This window comes from Silvimonas iriomotensis (assembly GCF_014645535.1).
GTDB lineage: Bacteria > Pseudomonadota > Gammaproteobacteria > Burkholderiales > Chitinibacteraceae > Silvimonas > Silvimonas iriomotensis.
This window is the reverse complement of record NZ_BMLX01000002.1, coordinates 283,848-303,081: the sequence shown is the minus strand read 5'-3', so window position 1 is coordinate 303,081 and position 19,234 is coordinate 283,848. Positions and strand designations below refer to the sequence as shown.

The window sequence follows — 19,234 nt, the reverse complement described above, 5'->3', positions numbered from 1 at the left end:
CAGCAAAGCGAGATCGGACAGATCCAGGTTGCCGTCGACTGGAATGCCTCACTTGCACCCCAGATGCTGGCGCGTCGTTGTAGAGCACCAGCCCTGAATCTGGATCATGGACGCTACCCGGGGCCTCTCTGCGCGCAGTCACGCTGTGCAGATACTTAGTGTCCGCTAGTTTCGCCCCGTATCCGGTGCCTGGCCCATGAGTCAGTGCCCCTGCTTTATTTACTGACCGTTTCAGTGCGCTCCCGGTCCCCTGGAATGCCACAACGATACCTATTGCCGGGAGCAAGCAATGTCACCTGAGAACACGATCAAGCTGCTGACTGCGCTAGCCTGGCCCTGTGTGACGCTAATCATTGCTGCGGTGTTCTACAAATCGATTAGCGGGTTGCTTACACAGCTGGCCAATACGCTCACGTTCAAAAAAGTGACCATAAAAGTTCTTGGCATTGAAGCTGAACTTTCACCAGAGTATGCGCGTACCGTTCTGGACGAGCTTTTGAATGACATCGCCGAAACCTCAAACCAGCTAACAGTTGAAGAGATTGCTCTTTTCGACAAGATTCTTAAATCAGGTGGGAGCAGTACCGTCATTGAACTAGCACCGGGTTTTGTGCGTGATCACACAGTCGAGCATAAACATTTACAACACCTGCGTGACCACAAGCTCATTCTTCCGATAGAGGGGGGGCCGTGGAAGGATGAGAAGCATCCCCTTGTCACCCCCTACGGACAACTCGTCGCCAAATTGCGTAATGGGAGATACAAAACGAGCGTATAGCGTTTTATAGGACTCATCGCAGTTTCCGGCAGCGCTGTTGGTTGCTTTCAGACCGGGCGGCAGAATATTCAGGAGGATTCCAACAATGATTGCGACGGATACTCTCCATTGAGGAAAGTCACACCTGGAGCCGTCCATAGTGGGCTTTGACGTGCCGCTGAAAACCGGGTCGATTCAATGCCCGATAAAACATCAGATCAACTCCAAGCCGTCCGTCAGTGTAGGATAGAACTTACATTGTAAATGAGAGGGCTAGGTCTACGTCGTAAAGATTAGGGGAAAAACAAAGCATTCTGAGGCAAGCCAAAATGTTGAGTAACTGCTCTCGCGCGTTGAAGTTTACTGCGATCCTTGGCTTAACGGGGTGTCAAGCCATTACGGAACCGATAAAAGCAGCGATTTCTGGCCCTCCAAAAATACCGGAGGTAGTACTTCAATCTTACAATGCGGAGCTCCTCAAAGAGCAGAGTAGCAAGTCTGGCGTGGACGCTGACGCTAGACACACTGCAGCTATCGAAGATCTAACTCGGGCATTATCTTATTGCAATGCCATGGACGAGTTTTACGGAAATCGAGCGCGTTTTGGCGATGCAAGCGAAACAACCCTCGCTATTTTTGGGATTGGGGCCGCCACAGTCGTGGTACCCGGACTGGCGGCAGCTGGTGCAGCAAAATCTACAATGGCAGTTTGGAGTTCAATGGGAGGAGCTGCCACTGCGATCAACACACAGGCGAATAAAAGTATCAGTTCACCTGAGCACTACTTGGCAATTCAAAGTACGGTGCAAAATGGACGAGATACTTGGCTTTCAAGCCGCGCGGACGTGACCAAGGTTACGGAAGATGTCATAAACGCCATACCCAGTCTATATTTTGTATGTTCCGCAGCTCCAAAGCCTGCTTCCCAATCAAATGTAGCGCCATTAACAGATGCCGAAATCCAAAAGATTAGAGCTGGGTTAGGGCATTAGGAGGCGCTGATCATTCCTTCTTTTGCCATTATTTCAACTTCAATGCTCAAGAAATGATGGAACCCCAGGCGAAGCAGCCGGTTCTCGCCCAAAGTGGTCATTGAGGCCAATGTCTTAAATTGGCGGCTGTCGGCCAAGGGGCTGTCTTGCGCAAGCCCCTTGTCTGTGAACTGGATGACGATCCATATCTATGCGAGTTCTGGCTCCAAGAAGTTGAGGGGATCGGGGTGAAATCTTGGCCTGTCCCGGTCCCCGTGGACACCAGTTTAAGCACTGAGTGCTGATTGGCGCTGCTCAAATTCAACCGGGGTCAGGTACCCCAAGGTCGAATGACGGCGATGATGATTGTAAAACCGGATGTAATCAAACACGTCTGCACGGGCTTCGTCGTAAGTCCCGTACCGGGTCAGGTGAACCCGTTCCGCCTTGAGTGAACGGAAGAAGCTTTCCATCGCAGCGTTGTCCCAGCAATTGCCCGCTCGGGAATGACTCGGGATGATGCCATGTCGTTTCAGCAGGCTCTGGTAATCAAAGGCGCAATACTGGCTGCCACGGTCCGAATGCAGCAGCACTTTTCCTTGTGGCTGACGTCGTGCCACTGCCATCGTCAAGGCGGCATGAACCAGCTCCTGGTGCATCCGGTGATGCATCGCCCAGCCCACCACCGCCCGCGAATACAAGTCCAGCACCACGGCCAGATATAGCCAGCCCTCAGCAGTCCGGATACCCACGCGGCCACCACAAACAGGGTTGTTCCACATACAGCGTGCTATTGCTTTGGGCAGTGGCGGGAACAATGGCAATGGATTCATGTGTTGCGTCATCGACGATGGTCAGACACTTGATGACCCGGCCTTCACCAGTCCGGTCAAACACAAAATCCATCGACCACACCTGGTTTGCCGTTTCAGGCCGGAGTAGCGGCTGGCGGTCCTGCATGGGCACCTTCTTGCGCTTGCGCCGCCGCACCTGCAAACCGGCGAGTCCGTACAACCGCTCCACCCGTTTGTGATTCACCACCCAGCCTGACTGCCGCAGCTTCAGGTAAATCATGCCTGCGCCATACCGGCGATGGCGGTGAGCCAGGGTGAGAATCTGTTCGCGCAATGGCCCGTTGCGGTCCAGCCGGGGTTGATAGCGCAACGCACTGGCGCTTATGCGGGCCACTCGCAGGGCCTGACGCTCACTCAAGCCTCGCCCTGTCATGAACCGCACCAGTTCCCGCTTTGCCGGTGCGGCTACCACTTTTTTAGCAGTGCTTCTTTCGTGACCTCATTCTCAAGCAGCGCGTTGGCCAGCATGCGTTTGAGCCGGGCGTTCTCCGCTTCCAGTTCCTTGAGCCGTTTGGCATCGGAGACGTTCATGCCACCGAACTTGCTGCGCCACAGGTAAAAACTGGCTTCTGAAAACCCGTGCAGGCGGCACAGTTCCTTGAGCGGAATGCCCGATTCGGCCTCGCGCAGAAAGCCGATGATTTGTTCTTCCGAATAACGCTTCTTCACGTCCAGTCTCCTGAGATAAAGGGATTGGACTCTAAATCGCGGTGCTACTCAAATCCGGGGTGACGTCGTTAGAGCTAAAGCTCCCCCGGAGGCCTTTTTGTTGTACATCTGGGACTCTCATAACGGATAGGGTTTTCGACTTTATTTGTGCGGGGGATTTTCCGCCCAAAGCCGCAGAAACGCTCATTGGAGGTTTTCGACTTTATTTCAGAGTTTTCGACTTTAATTCCAAGAAACAAAACAAAAGTGGCGACGAAAGGCGTATTAAAATGCTTGACTTGGAGCGCGCTCTAACTTGCAGGATGACGGCTATGGAACCCTTCATGCAGATCGAAGACATGGCACAGCACACGGGTTTGTCTGCCCACACGCTGCGCTATTACGAGCGGATCGGGCTGATTGCCCCGGTGCAACGTGCGCCGGGCGGACAGCGCCGCTATGGCCCGGCTGATCTGACGTGGATCCAGTTCCTGCTGCGCTTGCGCAATACCGGCATGCCGATCCGGCAGATGCAGGTCTACGCACAAATGCGCAGCGCAGGGGATACCACGCTCATCGCCCGGCGCGACCTGTTGCAGGCCCATCTGCAAGCAGTCGAGGCACAACTGCAGGAGCTGGCGCAAACCGCCGGCTACCTGCGTGAGAAGATCGCCATTTACGATGACCAGGTATCCCGCAATCCATCATTTTGCGAGGACACCCCCCATGACGCACGCCACCCTGAACCGCCAGCCACAACCGCAAACCACCGATGACAGCCGCTTTGTCCGCGGTCTGGCCCAACTGAACCAGATCGACGGCGATGCGGGCGAGGCTGTGGTCGCGCGCGTTGGCGCCATTGCGCCAGACTTTGCCCGCTACCTGGTCGAGTTCGGTTTTGGTGATATCTACAGCCGTCCCGGGCTGGGCCTGCGTGAGCGCGAGATCGCCGTGGTTGCGGCGCTGGCCGCGCTGGGCAACGCCGCGCCGCAACTCAAGGTGCACCTCAACGCTGCGCTCAATGTCGGCGTCACCCGCGATGAAATCCTGGAGGTGCTGATGATGATGTCGCTGTACGCCGGTTTCCCGGCCGCGCTCAATGGCCTGTTTGCAGCGCAGGAAGTGTTCGACGCACGTGATGCTGCCGGCAACTAAGCCGGCAATGTGATCAACCGGCCGCGTTTTCGTGGAAATCGAGCACGTAGCGCGCGCCGGCATCCAGTGCCAGTTTTTTCGCCAGCAGGGGCATCACCGGCTTGAGCGTGTCGTGTAGTGTCCAGGGCGGATTGAGCACGAACATGCCGCTGCCATACATGCCGAAGCCATCCGGCGACGGTGATTGCACCGACAGCGCCACATGCAGCCAGGATTTCACCGGCAGCATTTTGAGTCTGGCCGGCAAGGTGCGGGCTTCTTCGCGTTGCAATTGCGGATACCAGATGGCGTAAGTGCCCGTGGCAAACCGCTTCAGGCCTTCGCCCAGCGCATCAACCACGCGCTGATAGTCGCCCTTGTCTTCATAAGGCGGATCAATCAGGACCAGGCCCCGGCGGGACGGCGGTGGCAGCACGGCCTTGATGCCGGCAAAGCCATCGCCCACATCCACCTGCGCCTGGCGGCCGTAGTGTTCCATATTGTCGATCAGCAATTTGCTGTCGCTCGAATGCAGTTCAAACAGGCGCGCCTTGTCTTGCTCACGCATGACTTGCAGCGCGCAGGCGGGCGAGCCCGGGTAGTAGCGCAGCTCGCCATCCGGGTTGAACTGACGGATGACATCTACATAGTCGGCCAGCGCTTCGGGCAGATCGGTGTCGTGCCACAAGCGCTCGATCCCGCCCGTGAATTCGGCATTTTTGGTAGCGTAGCCTTCGACCAGCGAATACACGCCCGCACCGGAATGCGTATCCAGATAGGTATACGGCTTGTCTTTCTGGTTCAGATAGCGCAGCAGCGCGATCTCGACCGTGTGTTTAAGGACATCGGCATGATTGCCGGCGTGAAAGGCGTGGCGGTAACTAAGCATGGCAGGCGCTGTACAAGACAATGCGTCATTGTAGCGGATCGCCGCCGCCCAATCGCGCCAACACGCCACGAGGAGGCGCCGGGGCTGTTATCATGGGGGTTTTCCCGAATCTATCGTTGCGTGCTGCCAGACCATGACCTCTGCCGAATACCTTGACCTCGCCCCGATCTCCCGCGTGAATGGCACTGTGGCGCTGCCCGGTTCCAAGAGTATTTCCAACCGCATTTTGCTGCTGGCCGCCCTTGCCAGCGGCAAGACCGAGGTCAAAGGTCTGCTGGCCAGCGATGACATCGAGCGCATGCTGGAAGCCATGACCAGCCTGGGCGTGAAGTGGACCCAAACCCCCGGCACGCGTGATTTTGTGGTGGAAGGCGTGGGCGGCCAGTTTCCGGTCAAGGACGCCGATCTGTTCCTCGGCAATGCCGGTACTGCGTTCCGTCCGCTGACCGCCGCGCTGGCGCTGGCTGGCGGCACCTACAAACTGCACGGCGTACCGCGCATGCACGAGCGCCCGATCGGTGATCTGGTCGACGCCCTGCGTGTGGTCGGCGCGGATATCGAATACCTGGGCAACGACGGCTTCCCGCCGTTGCAACTGCGCCCGGCCAGCATCAGCGCCGGTCGCCGCGTGCCGGTGAAGGGCAATGTCTCCAGCCAGTTCCTGACCGCACTGCTGATGGCGCTGCCGTTGACGGGTGAAGACGTGACGATTGAAGTCGTCGGTGAACTCATCTCCAAGCCGTACATCGAGATCACGCTTAACCTGATGGCGCGTTTTGGCATCAAGGTTGAACGCAATGGCTGGAACGAGTTCGTGATTCGCGGCGGCCAGATTTACCAAAGCCCAGGCGTGGTTCACGTGGAAGGCGATGCCTCCAGCGCGTCTTACTTCCTGGCCGCTGGCGCGATTGGTGGCGGTGTCGTGCGGGTCGAAGGCGTAGGCAGCGAGAGCATTCAGGGCGACAAGCGTTTTGCCGAAGTGCTGGAGCAAATGGGCGCGCAGATCACCTGGGCCGCCAACCACATTGAAGCCGCACCGCCCGCCACCGGCAAACTCAAGGCGCTGGATGTCGACCTGAACCACATCCCCGACGCCGCCATGACCATCGCCGTCGCCGCACTGTTTGCCGAAGGCACGACGACCATCCGCAACATTGAAAGCTGGCGCGTGAAAGAAACCGACCGCCTTGCCGCCATGGCCACCGAACTGCGCAAGGTCGGCGCCGCGGTGGAAGAGGGCCAGGACTACATCCGCGTGACCCCGCCGGCAGATTTGATCCCGCATGCGGCGATTGATACTTATGATGATCACCGCATGGCGATGTGTTTTTCGCTGGTGGCGTTGGGTGGGGTGCCGGTGCGGATTAATGATCCGAAGTGTACTGCGAAGACGTTTCCGACTTATTTTGAGGTTTTGGCGGGGATTAGTCAGTAAAGAGGGATGGTGGATTTGGAGGGGGGCGATAGTCCACCTTGGTGGTGTTTGAAGCCTGAACTGGTTTGTTAGCGCCTGACGGCGCGGTGGTTTGATACCGGCGGTGGCCGGAGCACGGTACTTTTCTTTGGATCGCCAAAGAAAAGTACCCAAAAGAAAGGCGACCCCGGCGACTGCGCTCGCTACGCGAGTTCCCTGCGCTTCTCGCGAAGTCCGGCTGGCTACGGGAACTCGCTTCGCTCAAACACCCCTCCGCCGAAACCCCGGACTTCGCTGCGATGCTCGGCGCAGTCAAGGGGAGGGCAAGTCAAAAGCAACCGCAACCCCGAAAATCAACGGCAACTTCAAAAGCAACTTCAAAAGCAGCTTCAGAGGCAACTTCAGAGGCAACTTCAGAGGCAACCCCAAACCCGCAGACCATCCGCGCGCAAGAATGAGGGGTTTAGCCCACCACTTCGTCATTCCTGCGAAGGCAGGAATCCAGCCCGCAGCCCACGGGGCTGCCTTTGGCGGATTATCACCAATGTCTCACGTTGATCCTGTGGCGCTTGCAAGTACCGCAGCTGGATTCCGGCCTTCGCCGGAATGACGAGTCAGTGGTTGCCGTTGCCGTTGCTTTCAGGTTTCAAGTTTCAAGTTTCAAGTTTCAGGTTTTGTCGTTGTCTTTGTCTTTGTCTTTGTCGTGGCGTTTGCCGTTGCTTTTTGGGGTTGCAGTTGCTTTTGATTTTCCTCCCCCATTAAAGCCAAGCGCCGAAGGAGTGGAGGGAGACCCAGGCTCCCGACCGACTGAGGGCAGCCCGGAGGGCCGCCGGGCTGGGGTCGCCTTTCTTTGGTTACTTTCTTTGGCGAAGCAAAGAAAGTAACGTGCTCCCGCCACCGCGGGTATCAAATGCTTTTAAAAACCCGCGCCGAAGGTGCTAACAAAAGCTTTACCGCATTTTGCCCGGCATGGCAGATGGATTGCGGCCAAGGAGGTCGTCGGGGTCGGCGTGTCGAAGAAATCTTGTGGCAAGTACCTATGCATTTGCACGTATCGCCTCAATCCGTACTTGGCCCCTACATCATGCAGCGAGCACAGAATCCCCTCCCGCGCAGCAAATCCCAATACCCACATCTTGAAAGCGGTTTTCCCCGCCCTCATCTGAACGCCCATCCGCCGCACGCGGCATAGACAACATCAAGACCGTTATCCGGAGTTCCCGACCCATGAGTAAAGAAACGCTGGGCTTTCAGGCCGAAGTCAAACAACTCTTGCAGTTGATGATCCACTCGCTGTACTCCAACAAAGAGATTTTCCTGCGCGAGCTGATCTCCAATGCCTCCGACGCTTGCGACAAGCTGCGCTTTGAAGCCATCAATCACGGCGATCTGTATGAAGGCGAGGGTGACCTGAATATTCATCTGTCGTTCGACAAAGACGCGCGTACCGTCACCATCTCGGACAACGGCATCGGCATGACGCGCGATGAGGTCATTGCCAATATCGGTACCATTGCCCGTTCGGGCACCAGGGAGTTCTTCAGCAAACTGTCGGGCGATGCCGCCAAGGACAGCCACCTGATCGGCCAGTTTGGCGTGGGTTTTTACTCGGCGTTCATTGTGGCGGACAAGGTGACGCTGACGACGCGCCGTGCTGGCGTGGCAGCAGATCAGGCTGTGCGCTGGGAGTCTGGCGGTGAGGGCGATTTCACGCTGGAAGACGTGACCAAAACCGGGCGCGGTACCGAGATCGTGCTGCATCTGAAAGAAGGCGAAGACGAGTTTCTGGATGACTGGCGCCTGCGCAGCATCATCCGCAAATACTCGGACCACATCAGCCTGCCGATCCTGATGGCTAAACAGCCGGGCTATGACAATGATGGCAACATCGTGCCGGCTGAAGGCGAAGAGGCGGTCAATCAGGCCAATGCGCTGTGGACGCGCAACAAGTCGGACATCACCGAAGAACAGTACAAAGAGTTCTACAAGCACGTCTCGCATGATTTTGATGAGCCGCTGGCCTGGAGCCATGCGCGCATTGAAGGCCGCCAGGAGTTCACTGAACTCTTGTACATCCCCAAGCGGGCCCCGTTTGATCTGTACGAGCGCGACCGCCGCCATGGCGTGAAGCTGTACGTCAAACGCGTCTTCATCATGGAAGACGCCGAAAAACTGATGCCGCAATACCTGCGCTTTGTGCGCGGGGTGATTGATTCGTCTGACCTGCCGCTGAATGTCTCGCGTGAAATCCTGCAGGCCAGCCGCGAGGTGGAAACCATCAAGTCCGGTTGCGTGAAGAAGGTGCTGGGCGTGCTGGAAGATCTGGCCGAGAACAAGCCGGAAGACTACAAGACGTTCTGGACCGAGTTCGGCAAGGTGCTCAAAGAGGGCGCCGGCGAGGACTTTGCCAACAAAGAGCGCATTGCCAAGCTGTTGCGCTTTGCCTCGACCCTGGCCGATACGCCGGAACAAAGCGTGTCGCTGGCCGATTACGTGGGCCGCATGAAAGAAGGCCAGGACAAGATTTTCTACATCACGGCCGATACCTTTGCCGGCGCGCAGCATAGCCCGCATCTGGAAATCTTCCGCAAGAAGGGCATTGAGGTCCTGTTGCTGTCCGATCGCGTGGACGAGTGGTTTGTTTCCAGCCTGACCGAGTTTGAAGGCAAGCAACTGCAATCCGTGGCCAAGGGCGAACTGGATCTGACCGCGTTTGAAGATGAAGCAGAAAAGCAGCAGCAAGAAGCCGCCGCCGAAGAATTCAAGGACGTGATCGAGAAGGTGAAATCGTCGCTGGGTGACAAGGTCAAGGACGTGCGCGTGACGCATCGCCTGACGGACAGCCCGGCGTGTCTGGTGGTGGACAACATGGACATGAGTGCCAACCTGGAACGTCTGTTGAAATCGGCCGGCCAGGATGTCAAAGCCACCCGACCGATTCTGGAAGTGAACCCGGAGCACGTGCTGGTCAAGAAGCTCAAGGCGCAACTGGATGGCGCGCGCTTTGATGACTGGACCCACTTGCTGTACGACCAGGCCGTGCTGGCCGAAGGCGCGCAACTGGAAGACCCGGCGGCATTTGTGAAGCGTCTGAACGGGTTGATGGCTGAGCTTTAATCCGTTGTCATATTGGTAGGTAAAAAAGGCACGCTACAACGTGCCTTTTTTCATGGTGCAAGAAATCGGAAATTCCTGATAATTTCGGTTCCTGACCGTGAAGAGCCTCCGCCATGCGACCCGATTTCATTCTGTTTGACCTCGACGGCACCCTGAGTGACCCCCTCGAAGGCATTGCCAACTGCATGAACCATGCCCTGGTTCATTTCGGCTATCCCGCGCGCAGCCAGGCAGAATTGTCGCGCTACGTCGGCCCGCCGATTGACGGCAACTTCTTCAAGGAAACCGGTAGCAAAGATGATGCACACATTGCGGCGCTGATCGAGCGCTATCGTGAACGTTATGCCATTTACGGACATCTGGAAAACCAGTTGTACGGCGGCGTGCCGGGCATGCTCGATGGTATTGCCGCGGCGGGGATTCCCATGGCGGTGTGCACCTCCAAGCGGGCTGATTTTGCCGAGAAAATCCTGGTGCACTTTGGCCTGATTGATTACTTCCGGTTCGTCGATGGCGGGGATATCGGCATTCACAAATGGCAGCAGATTGAGGCCATGCGCGCGGCCGGCAAGATTCCGGCCAATACGCTGATGGTGGGCGACCGCGGCGTGGATCTGATCGCGGCTCACCGTAATGGTCTGGCTGCGGCGGGGGTGTTGTGGGGTTATGGCTCGCTTGATGAACTGGCCGCCCAGAAACCGCGTTATCTGTTTGATCAGCCGGCACAGCTGCTGGCCGCCGTGCGTGAGGCAGAAACCCTGGTTTGACGGGGCGCTTCAGGCAACAAAAAGGCCGGGTGCAATGCACGCCGGCCTTTTTTTGTTTTTGTGGATGATTGGACCAGCCCGATCAGGCGCCGCCCAGCACACCCACAATGCGGATCGACTTGGTGTCGGGGATTTCGTTGTGCGCAATCACCCGCAAATTGGGGATGGAGCGACGCAGGAAACGGCTCAGCATCGGGCGCAGATTGCCCGGGGTGATCAGCACCGGATTGAAACCCTGCGCTTCCAGTTCTTCCGTCACATTGGACGCCTGTTTAAGCAAACGCTCGGCCAGGCCCGGTTCCAGACCCCCTTGCGATTTGCCGGTGGCCGCGTTGACGAGGATGTTCTCCAGATGCGGTTCCAGCGTAATCACCGGCAACTCGTTCTCGCCCGGGAACAACTGGTGGATGATGGCGCGGCCCAGTGCCACGCGCACCGCCGCGGTCAGATCGTCGATATCCTGGGTGCGGTTGATGTGCTCGCCCAGCGTTTCCAGAATCGTGCGCAGATCGCGGATATGCATGCCTTCATCCAGCAGGTTCTGCAGCACCTTCTGGACGGTGCCAACTGGCACCAGCTTGGGCACCAGATCTTCAACCAGCTTGGGCGCTTCTTTGGCGAAATGGTCAACCAGTTGCTGCACTTCTTCGCGGCCCAGCAGTTCTGCGGCGTGGCTTTGCAACACGTTGGAGATATGCGTGCCGACCACGGTTGAGGCATCGACCACCGTGTAACCCATGGCCTGGGCGGGGTCACGCAGGGTGGATTCAATCCATACCGCCGGCAGGCCGAAGGTCGGGTCTTTGGTTGGCGTGCCGGCCAGCTGGCCGCTGGCGCTGCCGGGGTTGATGGCCAGCCACTGGCCCACAAACGCCTCGCCCGCGCCGACATCCACGCCCTTGAGCTGAATGCGGTACTGGTTGGGTTTGAGTTCCAGGTTATCGCGGATATGCACAGCCGGCACCAGAAAACCCAGGTCCTGCGCAATCTTTTTGCGGATGCCGCGAATCCGCCGCAGCAACTCGCCATCCTGATTGCGGTCGACCAGCGGGATCAAGCGGTAACCCACTTCCAGCCCGATCGGGTCCACCGGTTGCACATCGGCCCAGCTGACTTCCTGCAGCGGCTGTTCTGCCGCCGGGCCGGCCGGCGCAGCCTGGGCGTTGGCACGGGCGATCTCGGCAGCTTTTTCCGCCTGGGCGGTCTTTTTGGTACGGTTTTCCAGCGAGTACGCAATCCCGGCCAGCAAGGCGGCCAGCGTAAGGAAAGCAACGTGCGGCATGCCAGGCACAATGCCCATCAGGCCGAGAACGCCGGCGGTGATGTACAGCACCTGCGGGCGCGAAAACAACTGACCCAGCAACTGCTGGGAGAGGTCAGAGTCAGTACCGACGCGCGACACCACGATACCGGCCGCCATCGAGATGATCAGCGACGGAATCTGCGCCACCAGGCCGTCACCGACGGTCAGCAGCGTGTAGGTGCGGCCGGCGTCGGCAAATGCCATGTCGTGCTGGACCATGCCCACAATCAGGCCGCCGACAATGTTGATGACCATGATCAGGATACCGGCCACGGCATCGCCACGAACGAACTTGGACGCACCGTCCATGGAGCCGAAGAAGTCGGCTTCATCAGCAATGTTGCGGCGGCGGCGGCGTGCTTCGTCTTCGCCGATCAGGCCGGCGTTCAAGTCGGCATCAATGGCCATCTGTTTGCCGGGCATGGCATCCAGGGTGAAGCGGGCGCTCACTTCAGCAATCCGGCCGGCACCTTTGGTAATCACCACAAAGTTAATGATGGTCAGGATCACGAAGGCAACGATACCGACGGTGAGGTTGTCACCGATCAGCACGTGACCGAACGCTTCAATCACCTTACCGGCCGCATCGGCGCCGGTATGGCCCTGCGTGAGGACCAGCTTGGTCGAGGCCACGTTCAGCGCCAGGCGCAAGAGCGTGGTGAACAGCAGCACGGTCGGGAATGCGGAGAATTCCAGCGGTTCGCGCGTATACAAGCCCACCATCAGCACAACGATGGACATGGCGATATTGAAGGTGAAGAAGAAGTCCAGCACCAGCGGCGGCAGGGGCAGGATCATCATGCCCAGAATCATCAGGACAAGGACCGGCACCGCCAGCAGGTTCAGATTGAATTTACGCCACATGGTAACGGGTGGCTTTAACCAGGTATTTCATTTCAGGGGCGGTTTCCGTCTTCGTTCGGACTTGCGTTGTGTTCGGGGTCCAGCTCGGTGGGCACCGGCAGCTTGTCGTTCAGCGTGGGCCGGTTGCCACCGTGGCTTTGCCAGTTTTTCAACTGGTAGATATAAGCCAGCACCTCGGCAGCCGCAGTATACAGCGCGGCCGGGATCTCCTGATCCAATTCCGTGTGGTGGTAGAGCGCACGGGCAAAAGGTGGCGTGCGTACCACAGTCACCTTGTTCTCTTTGGCGATATCAATAATGCGCTCGGCCAGCAGGTATGCGCCCTTGGCGACGACCTGCGGCGCCCGCATGCGTTCGTTGTACTGCAGGGCAACGGCATAATGGGTCGGGTTGGTCACCACCACGTCGGCCTTGGGAATGCGCGACATCATGCGGCGGCGGGCGGCCTCGCGCTGCAGCTGGCGGATGCGGCCCTTCACGTGCGGATCGCCTTCAGACTCTTTCATCTCCTGCTTGACCTCTTCTTTGGTCATGCGCAGGTTGCGGTAGAAGTCCCACAGCTGGTAGGGCACATCAATGGCGGCAATGAAACCCATGCCGCCGATCACCAGCAACAAGGTGTAGCGGATCATTTCCCACAGATAAACGTAGCTGACGCGCTCGGGCATGATGGCCAGCTGGACCATCTCGCCGCGTTCGCGCCACAGCACAACGCAGGCCACACCGCCAATCAGGCCGGATTTGAGAATGGCCTTGGTCATATCGACCAGCGCGCGGACCGAGAACAGCCGGCCCAGCCCCGAGGCCGGGTTCATCCGCCCGAAATTGGGGGCCAGGGTTTCTGTGGTGAACAGCCAGCCGCCCAGCACCATGGGGCTGAGCAAACCGGCCACGGCGCAGGCGGCGGCAATAGGCAAGGCGGCAAACAGGGCGCTGTGGATGTCATCCATCAGCATCAGAAAGAGTCTGGATGAGTCCTGGACCGTGGCGTGATCAAAGGTGAGGGCGTTTCTGAAGATCACTTCCAGCGTCTGCGCCAGCGCCGGGCCCAGCGACACCATCGACAACAGGCCGGTCATCATGATGGCAAACGAGCCCAGCTCCTGCGAGCGCGGCACCTGGCCGCGCTGGCGGGCTTCTTCCAGTCGTTTTGACGTGGCTGGTTCTGTTTTTTCGAGATCTGAATCTTCTGCCATGGCGATCTGCGTTGTACTGCGTGATGAGGTGCTCCGGCTGCAGAGTTTAACAGTGCAGCCAGGCAAGCTGGCACTGCTTTTGCTTTTATGGTCTCAGACTGTATTTCAATTGCTTCAGAACCAGAGACTGCATCATGCCCGCCAGCGCCATTAATCCGTTCCAGATGTCTGCCAACAGCAAGTCCGGCACATCGCAGCAAGCCAATAATGGCAGCGGTGTCGACTTTGGCGCGACCCTGGCCGACGCACGACAGTCTGCCGGCAGTTCCAGCAACAGCCAGTCGGCGCAAAAGAGCAATCAGGATCAGAATCAGCAGGCGCAAAACCAGGCCCAGCAAAGCAGCAACCAGGATAGCGACAACAGCACCGACAGCGCCACTGCCGCCAGCAAGGCTGCGGCCCGCGTCGCTGCAGCACAAGACAAGCAAGACGCACAGCCCGACAGCAACACCACGGCCTGGCTGGCCATGCTGCAAGGGATGCTGGGCCAGCAAGCGCAGGTTCAGACTTTGCCGACCGATACCAGCAGCAAGGGCGACCAGAATGCCGCTTCGGCGCTGTCGTCGCTCAATGACTGGCTGGCCGCCCACCAGGGCGATACGGCAGATGCCACCCAGAGCACGGCCGATACGCAATCCATCCTGCAAGGGCTGCAAGCCAGCACGGGCAAGAACGGCAAGGACACGGCGGATATTGCCGCTGACGACGGCAATTTCTTGCCGCTTTTGCAAAACGCCATCGCAGATAACAACAGCGATGACGACAAGCACACAGACACCGCTGCGCTTGCCCAACTGGCCAGCACGCAGCAACACACCACACAAAGCACCAGCCAGACCGATGCCAGCAAGCAGACCGTCCCCAGCCACCAGATTGATATTCCGGTGACGGACAACAAGTGGAGCGAAGCGGTGGCGCAGCGGGTGTCGATGATGGTTGGCAAGCAAGAACAGCAACTGGACATGCAACTGAACCCGCCGCATCTGGGCCCGATGGAAGTGCGCTTGTCGATGTCGCAGGATCAGGCCAGCGTCATTTTCACCTCGCAACACGCCAACGTGCGTGAAGCGCTGGCTGCTGCCACGCCGCGCCTGTCCGCACTGCTGGCCGATCAGGGCATTACGCTCTCCAATGTTCAGGTCGCATCGGACTCACTGAACCAGCAAGCCCAGCAACAGCAACAGGCCCAGCGCCAGTTTGATGGTAACCAGGGCCGTAACACGAACTGGTCGGGCGATGCAGATAACAGCACGGCCAGCGTGGCTCAGGTCTCGACCACCCTGCGTATTCCGGTTGCGCGCTCCGGGCTGAATCTCTGGGCCTGATCGCGTGATCTTGTCGTCACCGCGGTGACGACGCAGTCACTGCAGACATTGCCATCGGTGCTTGCCTTGTTATGTGAAGGGCGGGCCAAGCCGGTGGCTTTGTTGTATCCGGTGCACGGCTTGTCATGAATGGCAGGAGCGGGGGCGCTGGCCAGCCATCATGCTGAATGCAACACGCATCAACGCGTTTGCCATGACCGCGCCGCAATCGCGTAAGCTTAGGCTTGTTTTCTGCCAGGATAATGGGTATAACCCGCGCAGGCTGGGTCAATGTCGCTGTTTGCTTGAAAACCAAGGCATGCGCGTACATCACCGGCGGCATCTGGCGGCGGATCAAAAGCCCGGCTGCGGATGTCAATTGCATGGATTACCCCTGGATTCTGTAAGAATCCCACGTAATAATGCATAAATGAGACATGACGCAGACGTTGCAAAACGCCTGTGCACACTGGATTGCCGTACCGCGCGGGATCGTTCCGGCCTGACCGGCCCGCTGTAACCTGCATCAGACACTGAGGAAGACCATGGCTGAAGAAGCTGCGCCCAAAAAGAAATCCAAGTTGTTGTTGTTCATTATTCTGGGCGTGGTACTGGTCCTGATCATTGCCGGTGGTGCGGTGGGCTTCTTGCTGCTGCACAACAGCAGCAGCGATGACGGCGGTGATGCGCAGGAAGCGCCGGCGCATCAGGCCAAAAAGAAGAAAAAGAAAGAAGATCATCCGCCGATCTTTGAAAAGCTGTCCCAGTTCACGGTGAATCTGAATTCGCCGGATCAGGAGACCATGCTGCAAACGGATATCACGGTTGAAGTGGCCGACGCCGAAACCGAAGAAACCCTCAAGAACATGCTGCCCAAGGTGCAGAACGAAGTGAACAAGCTTCTGCGCAGCAAAACACCGGATTACATGCGCGCCGCCAACAGCACGGACAAGCTGGGCAGCGAGATTCGTGCCGCCATCAATAAAGTTCTTGGCGTAACGTCCGATGACGAGGGTGTGTTGTCGGTGAATTTCACGACCTTCATCGTGCAGTAAACCGCAGACTTAACCAGAGGCAGTACCGGCGTGCCCAGTGCCGCCACGGGTAGACGAAAGAATCAATGGCAGACGATATCCTTTCCCAGGAAGAGGTCGACGCGCTACTGCGCGGTGTGACCGGCGAGGAGGACTCCGAAGAGGAGGGCCCCGACGCGGGATCGGTGCGCGCCTACGATATCGGTCGTCAGGAACGCATTGTGCGCGGGCGCATGCCCACGCTGGAAATCATCAACGAGCGTTTTGCCCGTAACCTGCGCATTGCGCTGTTCAATTTCATGCGCCGCAACGCAGAAATCAGCGTAGGCCCGGTGCGGGTGCAAAAATACAGCGAGTTCATCCGCAACCTGGTGGTGCCGACCAACCTGAACCTGATCCAGATGAAGCCCCTGCGTGGCACGGGCCTGTTCATTTTTGATCCGGATTTCGTGTTCCTGGTGGTCGATAACCTGTTCGGTTCAGATGGCCGTTACCACGTGCGCGTGGAAGGGCGTGATTTCACGCCGACCGAACAACGCATCATCCAGCGCCTGCTGGAAGTGGTGTTCGAGGAATACCAGAAGGCCTGGAAACCCGTGTTCGAGTGCGAGTTCGGTTACGTGCGCTCTGAAATGAACACGCAGTTTGCCAACATCGCCACGCCGACCGAAGTGGTGGTGGCGTATACATTCAAGATCGAACTGGGTGCGGGCGGCGGTGATTTCCACGTTTGCCTGCCGTATTCCATGATCGAGCCCATTCGCGATCTGCTTTATAGCTCCATGCAGGCAGACCGGATCGAGGCGGACAATCGCTGGTTGAAACTGTTGCAAAAACAGGTGCAAAACGCGGAGGTGGATCTTGTGGCCACGCTGGGCAATACCCAGGTCACGCTGGGTGACATTCTGAACCTCAAGTCAGGCGATGTGATCTCGCTGGAGATCCCGCAGGCGATTGTGGCGGACGTGGACGGGGTGCCGTTGCTGGAATGCAACTATGGTATTCTCAACGGCCAGTACGCACTCAAAGTCAACAAAATACTCAGTAACGCTGACGCGCTCAAAGGCGGCAGCGAGCTAGACCAGGGAGAAACCAATGGCTGAGGATAGCGCCCCGGAAGAAGCGCTGGACGACTGGGCGGCCGCCATGGCCGAACAGGCCGAGGCCGACAGCAAAGCGGCTGAATCGCAGGCCGATGTCAAAAGCGCGGCCGACATGTTCGAGCGCTTTGATGCGCCGCAGACCGTACCGCCCGGTGCCCCCAACAATATCGACATGATCCTGGATATCCCGGTTGCCTTGACCGTGGAGCTGGGTCGGACCAAGATTGCCATTCGCAGTTTGCTGCAACTGGCACAAGGCTCCGTGGTGGAACTGGATGGCCTGGCGGGCGAGCCGATGGATGTGCTGGTCAACGGCTGCCTGATCGCCCAGGGTGAAGTCGTGGTGGTGAACGACAAGTTCGGTATCCGCCTGACCGACATCATTACCCCTGCCGAGCGGATTCGCCGGTTGCACAAATAAGCGCGGTTACAAGATCGCGCCAGTCCTGGCCGGCGCCGGGTTTACCCCGTCTGCGCCGCGCCCTTCAAACATGTTAACCAGTCCGGATGGGGCAGCCGTGCCCGGGTGTATTTCTTCCATGTGGTCCAGATGCATTGCCGTCGGCGCCTTTTTGCCGGGCGCGGTCGCGCCGGTGATGGCTGCTGCCTCGTCACCGCAGGCCGTTGTGCCTGCTGCCACCTCAGCGGGCTCTTTTGCGCAACTGGCGCAAGTGGTCGTTGCGCTGGTGTTCGTGCTTGGCCTGATCTTCGTGTCTGCCATGTTGATGCGCCGGTTCTCTTTGCTGCCGGGCATGGCGGCCGGCAACCGGCTGCGCGTGGTGTCCGGCACCATGGTCGGCCCGAAAGAACGTGTGGTCATCGTTGAACTGGATGACACCTGGCTGGTGGTCGGCGTGACGCCGCAGAATGTGAGTCTGCTGCACACCCAGCCACGGCCGGCTGACGCGCCCGCACCACCGGCACCACCGCAATTTGCCTCAAAGCTGGCACAGATTCTGGCTGGCAAAAGGCCTCAAGCATGAAATCCTGGTTTTCTCCCCGACGTCTGGCCGGCGCAGCCGCGCTGACAATGCTGGCGAGCGTGCCGCTGGCGGCCCATGCGGCCGATGCCGCGGGCATTCCATTCATGACGGCCACCCAGGCCAATGGTGGCACGGCATATTCCTTGCCGATCCAGACGCTGCTGTTCCTGACAGCGCTGACTTTCCTGCCAGCCGTCTTGTTGATGATGACGGCGTTCACCCGCATCGTGATCGTCTTGTCTTTGCTGCGCCAGGCGCTGGGTACGCTGCAAACACCGCCCAATCAGGTCATCATCGGGCTGTCGCTCTTTCTGACCTTCTTTGTGATGTCGCCGGTGTTCGACAAGATCTACACCCAGGCCTATACGCCGTACTCGCAGCAGAAAATGACGTTCAACGACGCCATGGACAAAGCCGCAGTGCCGCTCAAAGACTTCATGATGAAACAGACGCGCCAGCGCGATCTGGCGTTCTTTATTGATGTGTCCGGCGCGCAAAAACCCAATGGTCCGGAAGATGTGAGTCTGCGGGTGCTGGTGCCGGCGTTTGTGACCAGCGAACTCAAAACCGCGTTCCAGATCGGCTTCATGGTGTTTATCCCGTTCCTGATCATTGACCTTGTGGTGGCTAGTATCCTGATGGCTATGGGGATGATGATGGTCTCGCCGGTGACCATTGCGCTGCCGTTCAAACTGATGCTGTTTGTGCTGGTGGACGGCTGGACACTCTTGATGGGCTCGCTGGTCCAGAGCTTTTATACGGGCTAGGGCGGTGGGGCGTGAGAGAAGCGGCGAGGCAAAAACCACGCGCGCCGGTTTTTCTGTTCTTCACGCGAACACAGGCTGATTCCGGATTTATATAATACGTAAACAGGTGTGAGTGACTGGTAGACCCGT

The 19,234-nt window shown here is 58.3% G+C and carries 16 protein-coding genes and 1 pseudogene; 13 read left to right on the top strand and 4 right to left on the bottom strand.

The annotated features are described in order from the left end of the window. The first annotated feature begins 289 nt into the window (after positions 1-289). Both IEX57_RS07890 and IEX57_RS07885 read left to right on the top strand, forming a co-directional pair. On the top strand, positions 290-778 hold the full coding sequence (locus IEX57_RS07890) for a hypothetical protein (protein WP_188703735.1): 489 nt from the start codon (positions 290-292) through the stop codon (positions 776-778). Positions 779-1,086: 308 nt separating this feature from the next. After that, the gene (locus IEX57_RS07885; RefSeq protein WP_188703734.1) at positions 1,087-1,749 is read left to right on the top strand and encodes a hypothetical protein; all 663 of its coding nucleotides are present in this window, start codon (positions 1,087-1,089) and stop codon (positions 1,747-1,749) included. Positions 1,750-2,015: 266 nt separating this feature from the next. Here the strand turns inward: IEX57_RS07885 and IEX57_RS21395 are convergent. Next, positions 2,016-3,251, bottom strand: a pseudogene (locus tag IEX57_RS21395) (IS3 family transposase). 311 nt (positions 3,252-3,562) lie between these two features. Here IEX57_RS21395 and IEX57_RS07870 point away from each other — a divergent pair. Next, the gene (locus tag IEX57_RS07870; protein WP_188703732.1) at positions 3,563-4,006 is read left to right on the top strand and encodes a MerR family transcriptional regulator; all 444 of its coding nucleotides are present in this window, start codon (positions 3,563-3,565) and stop codon (positions 4,004-4,006) included. Continuing rightward, the gene (locus IEX57_RS07865) at positions 3,957-4,385 is read left to right on the top strand and encodes a carboxymuconolactone decarboxylase family protein (RefSeq protein WP_188703731.1); all 429 of its coding nucleotides are present in this window, start codon (positions 3,957-3,959) and stop codon (positions 4,383-4,385) included. Before IEX57_RS07870 ends, IEX57_RS07865 begins: the two co-directional genes overlap by 50 nt. Before the next feature lie 13 nt (positions 4,386-4,398). Here the strand turns inward: IEX57_RS07865 and IEX57_RS07860 are convergent, their stop codons facing one another. Then, positions 4,399-5,253, bottom strand: a complete 855-nt coding sequence (locus IEX57_RS07860) for a 23S rRNA (adenine(2030)-N(6))-methyltransferase RlmJ (RefSeq protein WP_188703730.1) — start codon at positions 5,251-5,253, stop codon at positions 4,399-4,401. 133 nt (positions 5,254-5,386) lie between these two features. Here IEX57_RS07860 and aroA point away from each other — a divergent pair, with 133 nt between their 5' ends. The 3 genes from aroA to IEX57_RS07845 all read left to right on the top strand — a co-directional run bounded on the left by aroA (position 5,387) and on the right by IEX57_RS07845 (position 10,551). Next, positions 5,387-6,688 (top strand): 3-phosphoshikimate 1-carboxyvinyltransferase, encoded by a 1,302-nt coding sequence (aroA, locus tag IEX57_RS07855; RefSeq protein WP_188703729.1) that lies wholly within the window; start codon positions 5,387-5,389, stop codon positions 6,686-6,688. A gap of 1,206 nt (positions 6,689-7,894) precedes the next feature. Beyond that, complete coding sequence (gene htpG / locus IEX57_RS07850) at positions 7,895-9,784, top strand: molecular chaperone HtpG (protein ID WP_188703728.1); 1,890 nt, start codon at positions 7,895-7,897, stop codon at positions 9,782-9,784. 113 nt (positions 9,785-9,897) lie between these two features. Continuing rightward, a complete protein-coding gene (locus IEX57_RS07845; RefSeq protein WP_188703727.1) occupies positions 9,898-10,551 on the top strand; it encodes an HAD family hydrolase in 654 nt (217 codons plus the stop codon). 82 nt (positions 10,552-10,633) lie between these two features. Here IEX57_RS07845 and flhA read toward each other — a convergent pair whose 3' ends face one another. Both flhA and flhB read right to left on the bottom strand, forming a co-directional pair. Further along, complete coding sequence (flhA, locus tag IEX57_RS07840; RefSeq protein WP_188703726.1) at positions 10,634-12,718, bottom strand: flagellar biosynthesis protein FlhA; 2,085 nt, start codon at positions 12,716-12,718, stop codon at positions 10,634-10,636. Positions 12,719-12,750: 32 nt separating this feature from the next. Next, on the bottom strand, positions 12,751-13,914 hold the full coding sequence (gene flhB, locus IEX57_RS07835; protein ID WP_188703725.1) for a flagellar biosynthesis protein FlhB: 1,164 nt from the start codon (positions 13,912-13,914) through the stop codon (positions 12,751-12,753). Between the two features lie 134 nt (positions 13,915-14,048). Between flhB and IEX57_RS07830 the strand changes: the two genes are divergently transcribed. From IEX57_RS07830 to fliP, 6 genes are all read left to right on the top strand, one after another. After that, positions 14,049-15,239 (top strand): flagellar hook-length control protein FliK, encoded by a 1,191-nt coding sequence (locus IEX57_RS07830; RefSeq protein ID WP_188703724.1) that lies wholly within the window; start codon positions 14,049-14,051, stop codon positions 15,237-15,239. Between the two features lie 524 nt (positions 15,240-15,763). Beyond that, entirely contained in the window at positions 15,764-16,273 is a 510-nt protein-coding gene (locus IEX57_RS07825) for a flagellar basal body-associated FliL family protein (protein ID WP_188703723.1), read from the top strand. Between the two features lie 65 nt (positions 16,274-16,338). Beyond that, a complete protein-coding gene (fliM, locus tag IEX57_RS07820) occupies positions 16,339-17,355 on the top strand; it encodes a flagellar motor switch protein FliM (protein WP_188703722.1) in 1,017 nt (338 codons plus the stop codon). Further along, the gene (gene fliN / locus IEX57_RS07815; RefSeq protein WP_188703721.1) at positions 17,348-17,776 is read left to right on the top strand and encodes a flagellar motor switch protein FliN; all 429 of its coding nucleotides are present in this window, start codon (positions 17,348-17,350) and stop codon (positions 17,774-17,776) included. The genes fliM and fliN overlap by 8 nt, the downstream gene beginning before the upstream one ends. A gap of 118 nt (positions 17,777-17,894) precedes the next feature. After that, positions 17,895-18,338 (top strand): flagellar biosynthetic protein FliO, encoded by a 444-nt coding sequence (gene fliO / locus IEX57_RS07810; protein ID WP_229708914.1) that lies wholly within the window; start codon positions 17,895-17,897, stop codon positions 18,336-18,338. Between the two features lie 47 nt (positions 18,339-18,385). Next, positions 18,386-19,105 (top strand): flagellar type III secretion system pore protein FliP, encoded by a 720-nt coding sequence (gene fliP, locus IEX57_RS07805; RefSeq protein WP_188704475.1) that lies wholly within the window; start codon positions 18,386-18,388, stop codon positions 19,103-19,105. Positions 19,106-19,234: the final 129 nt, after the last annotated feature.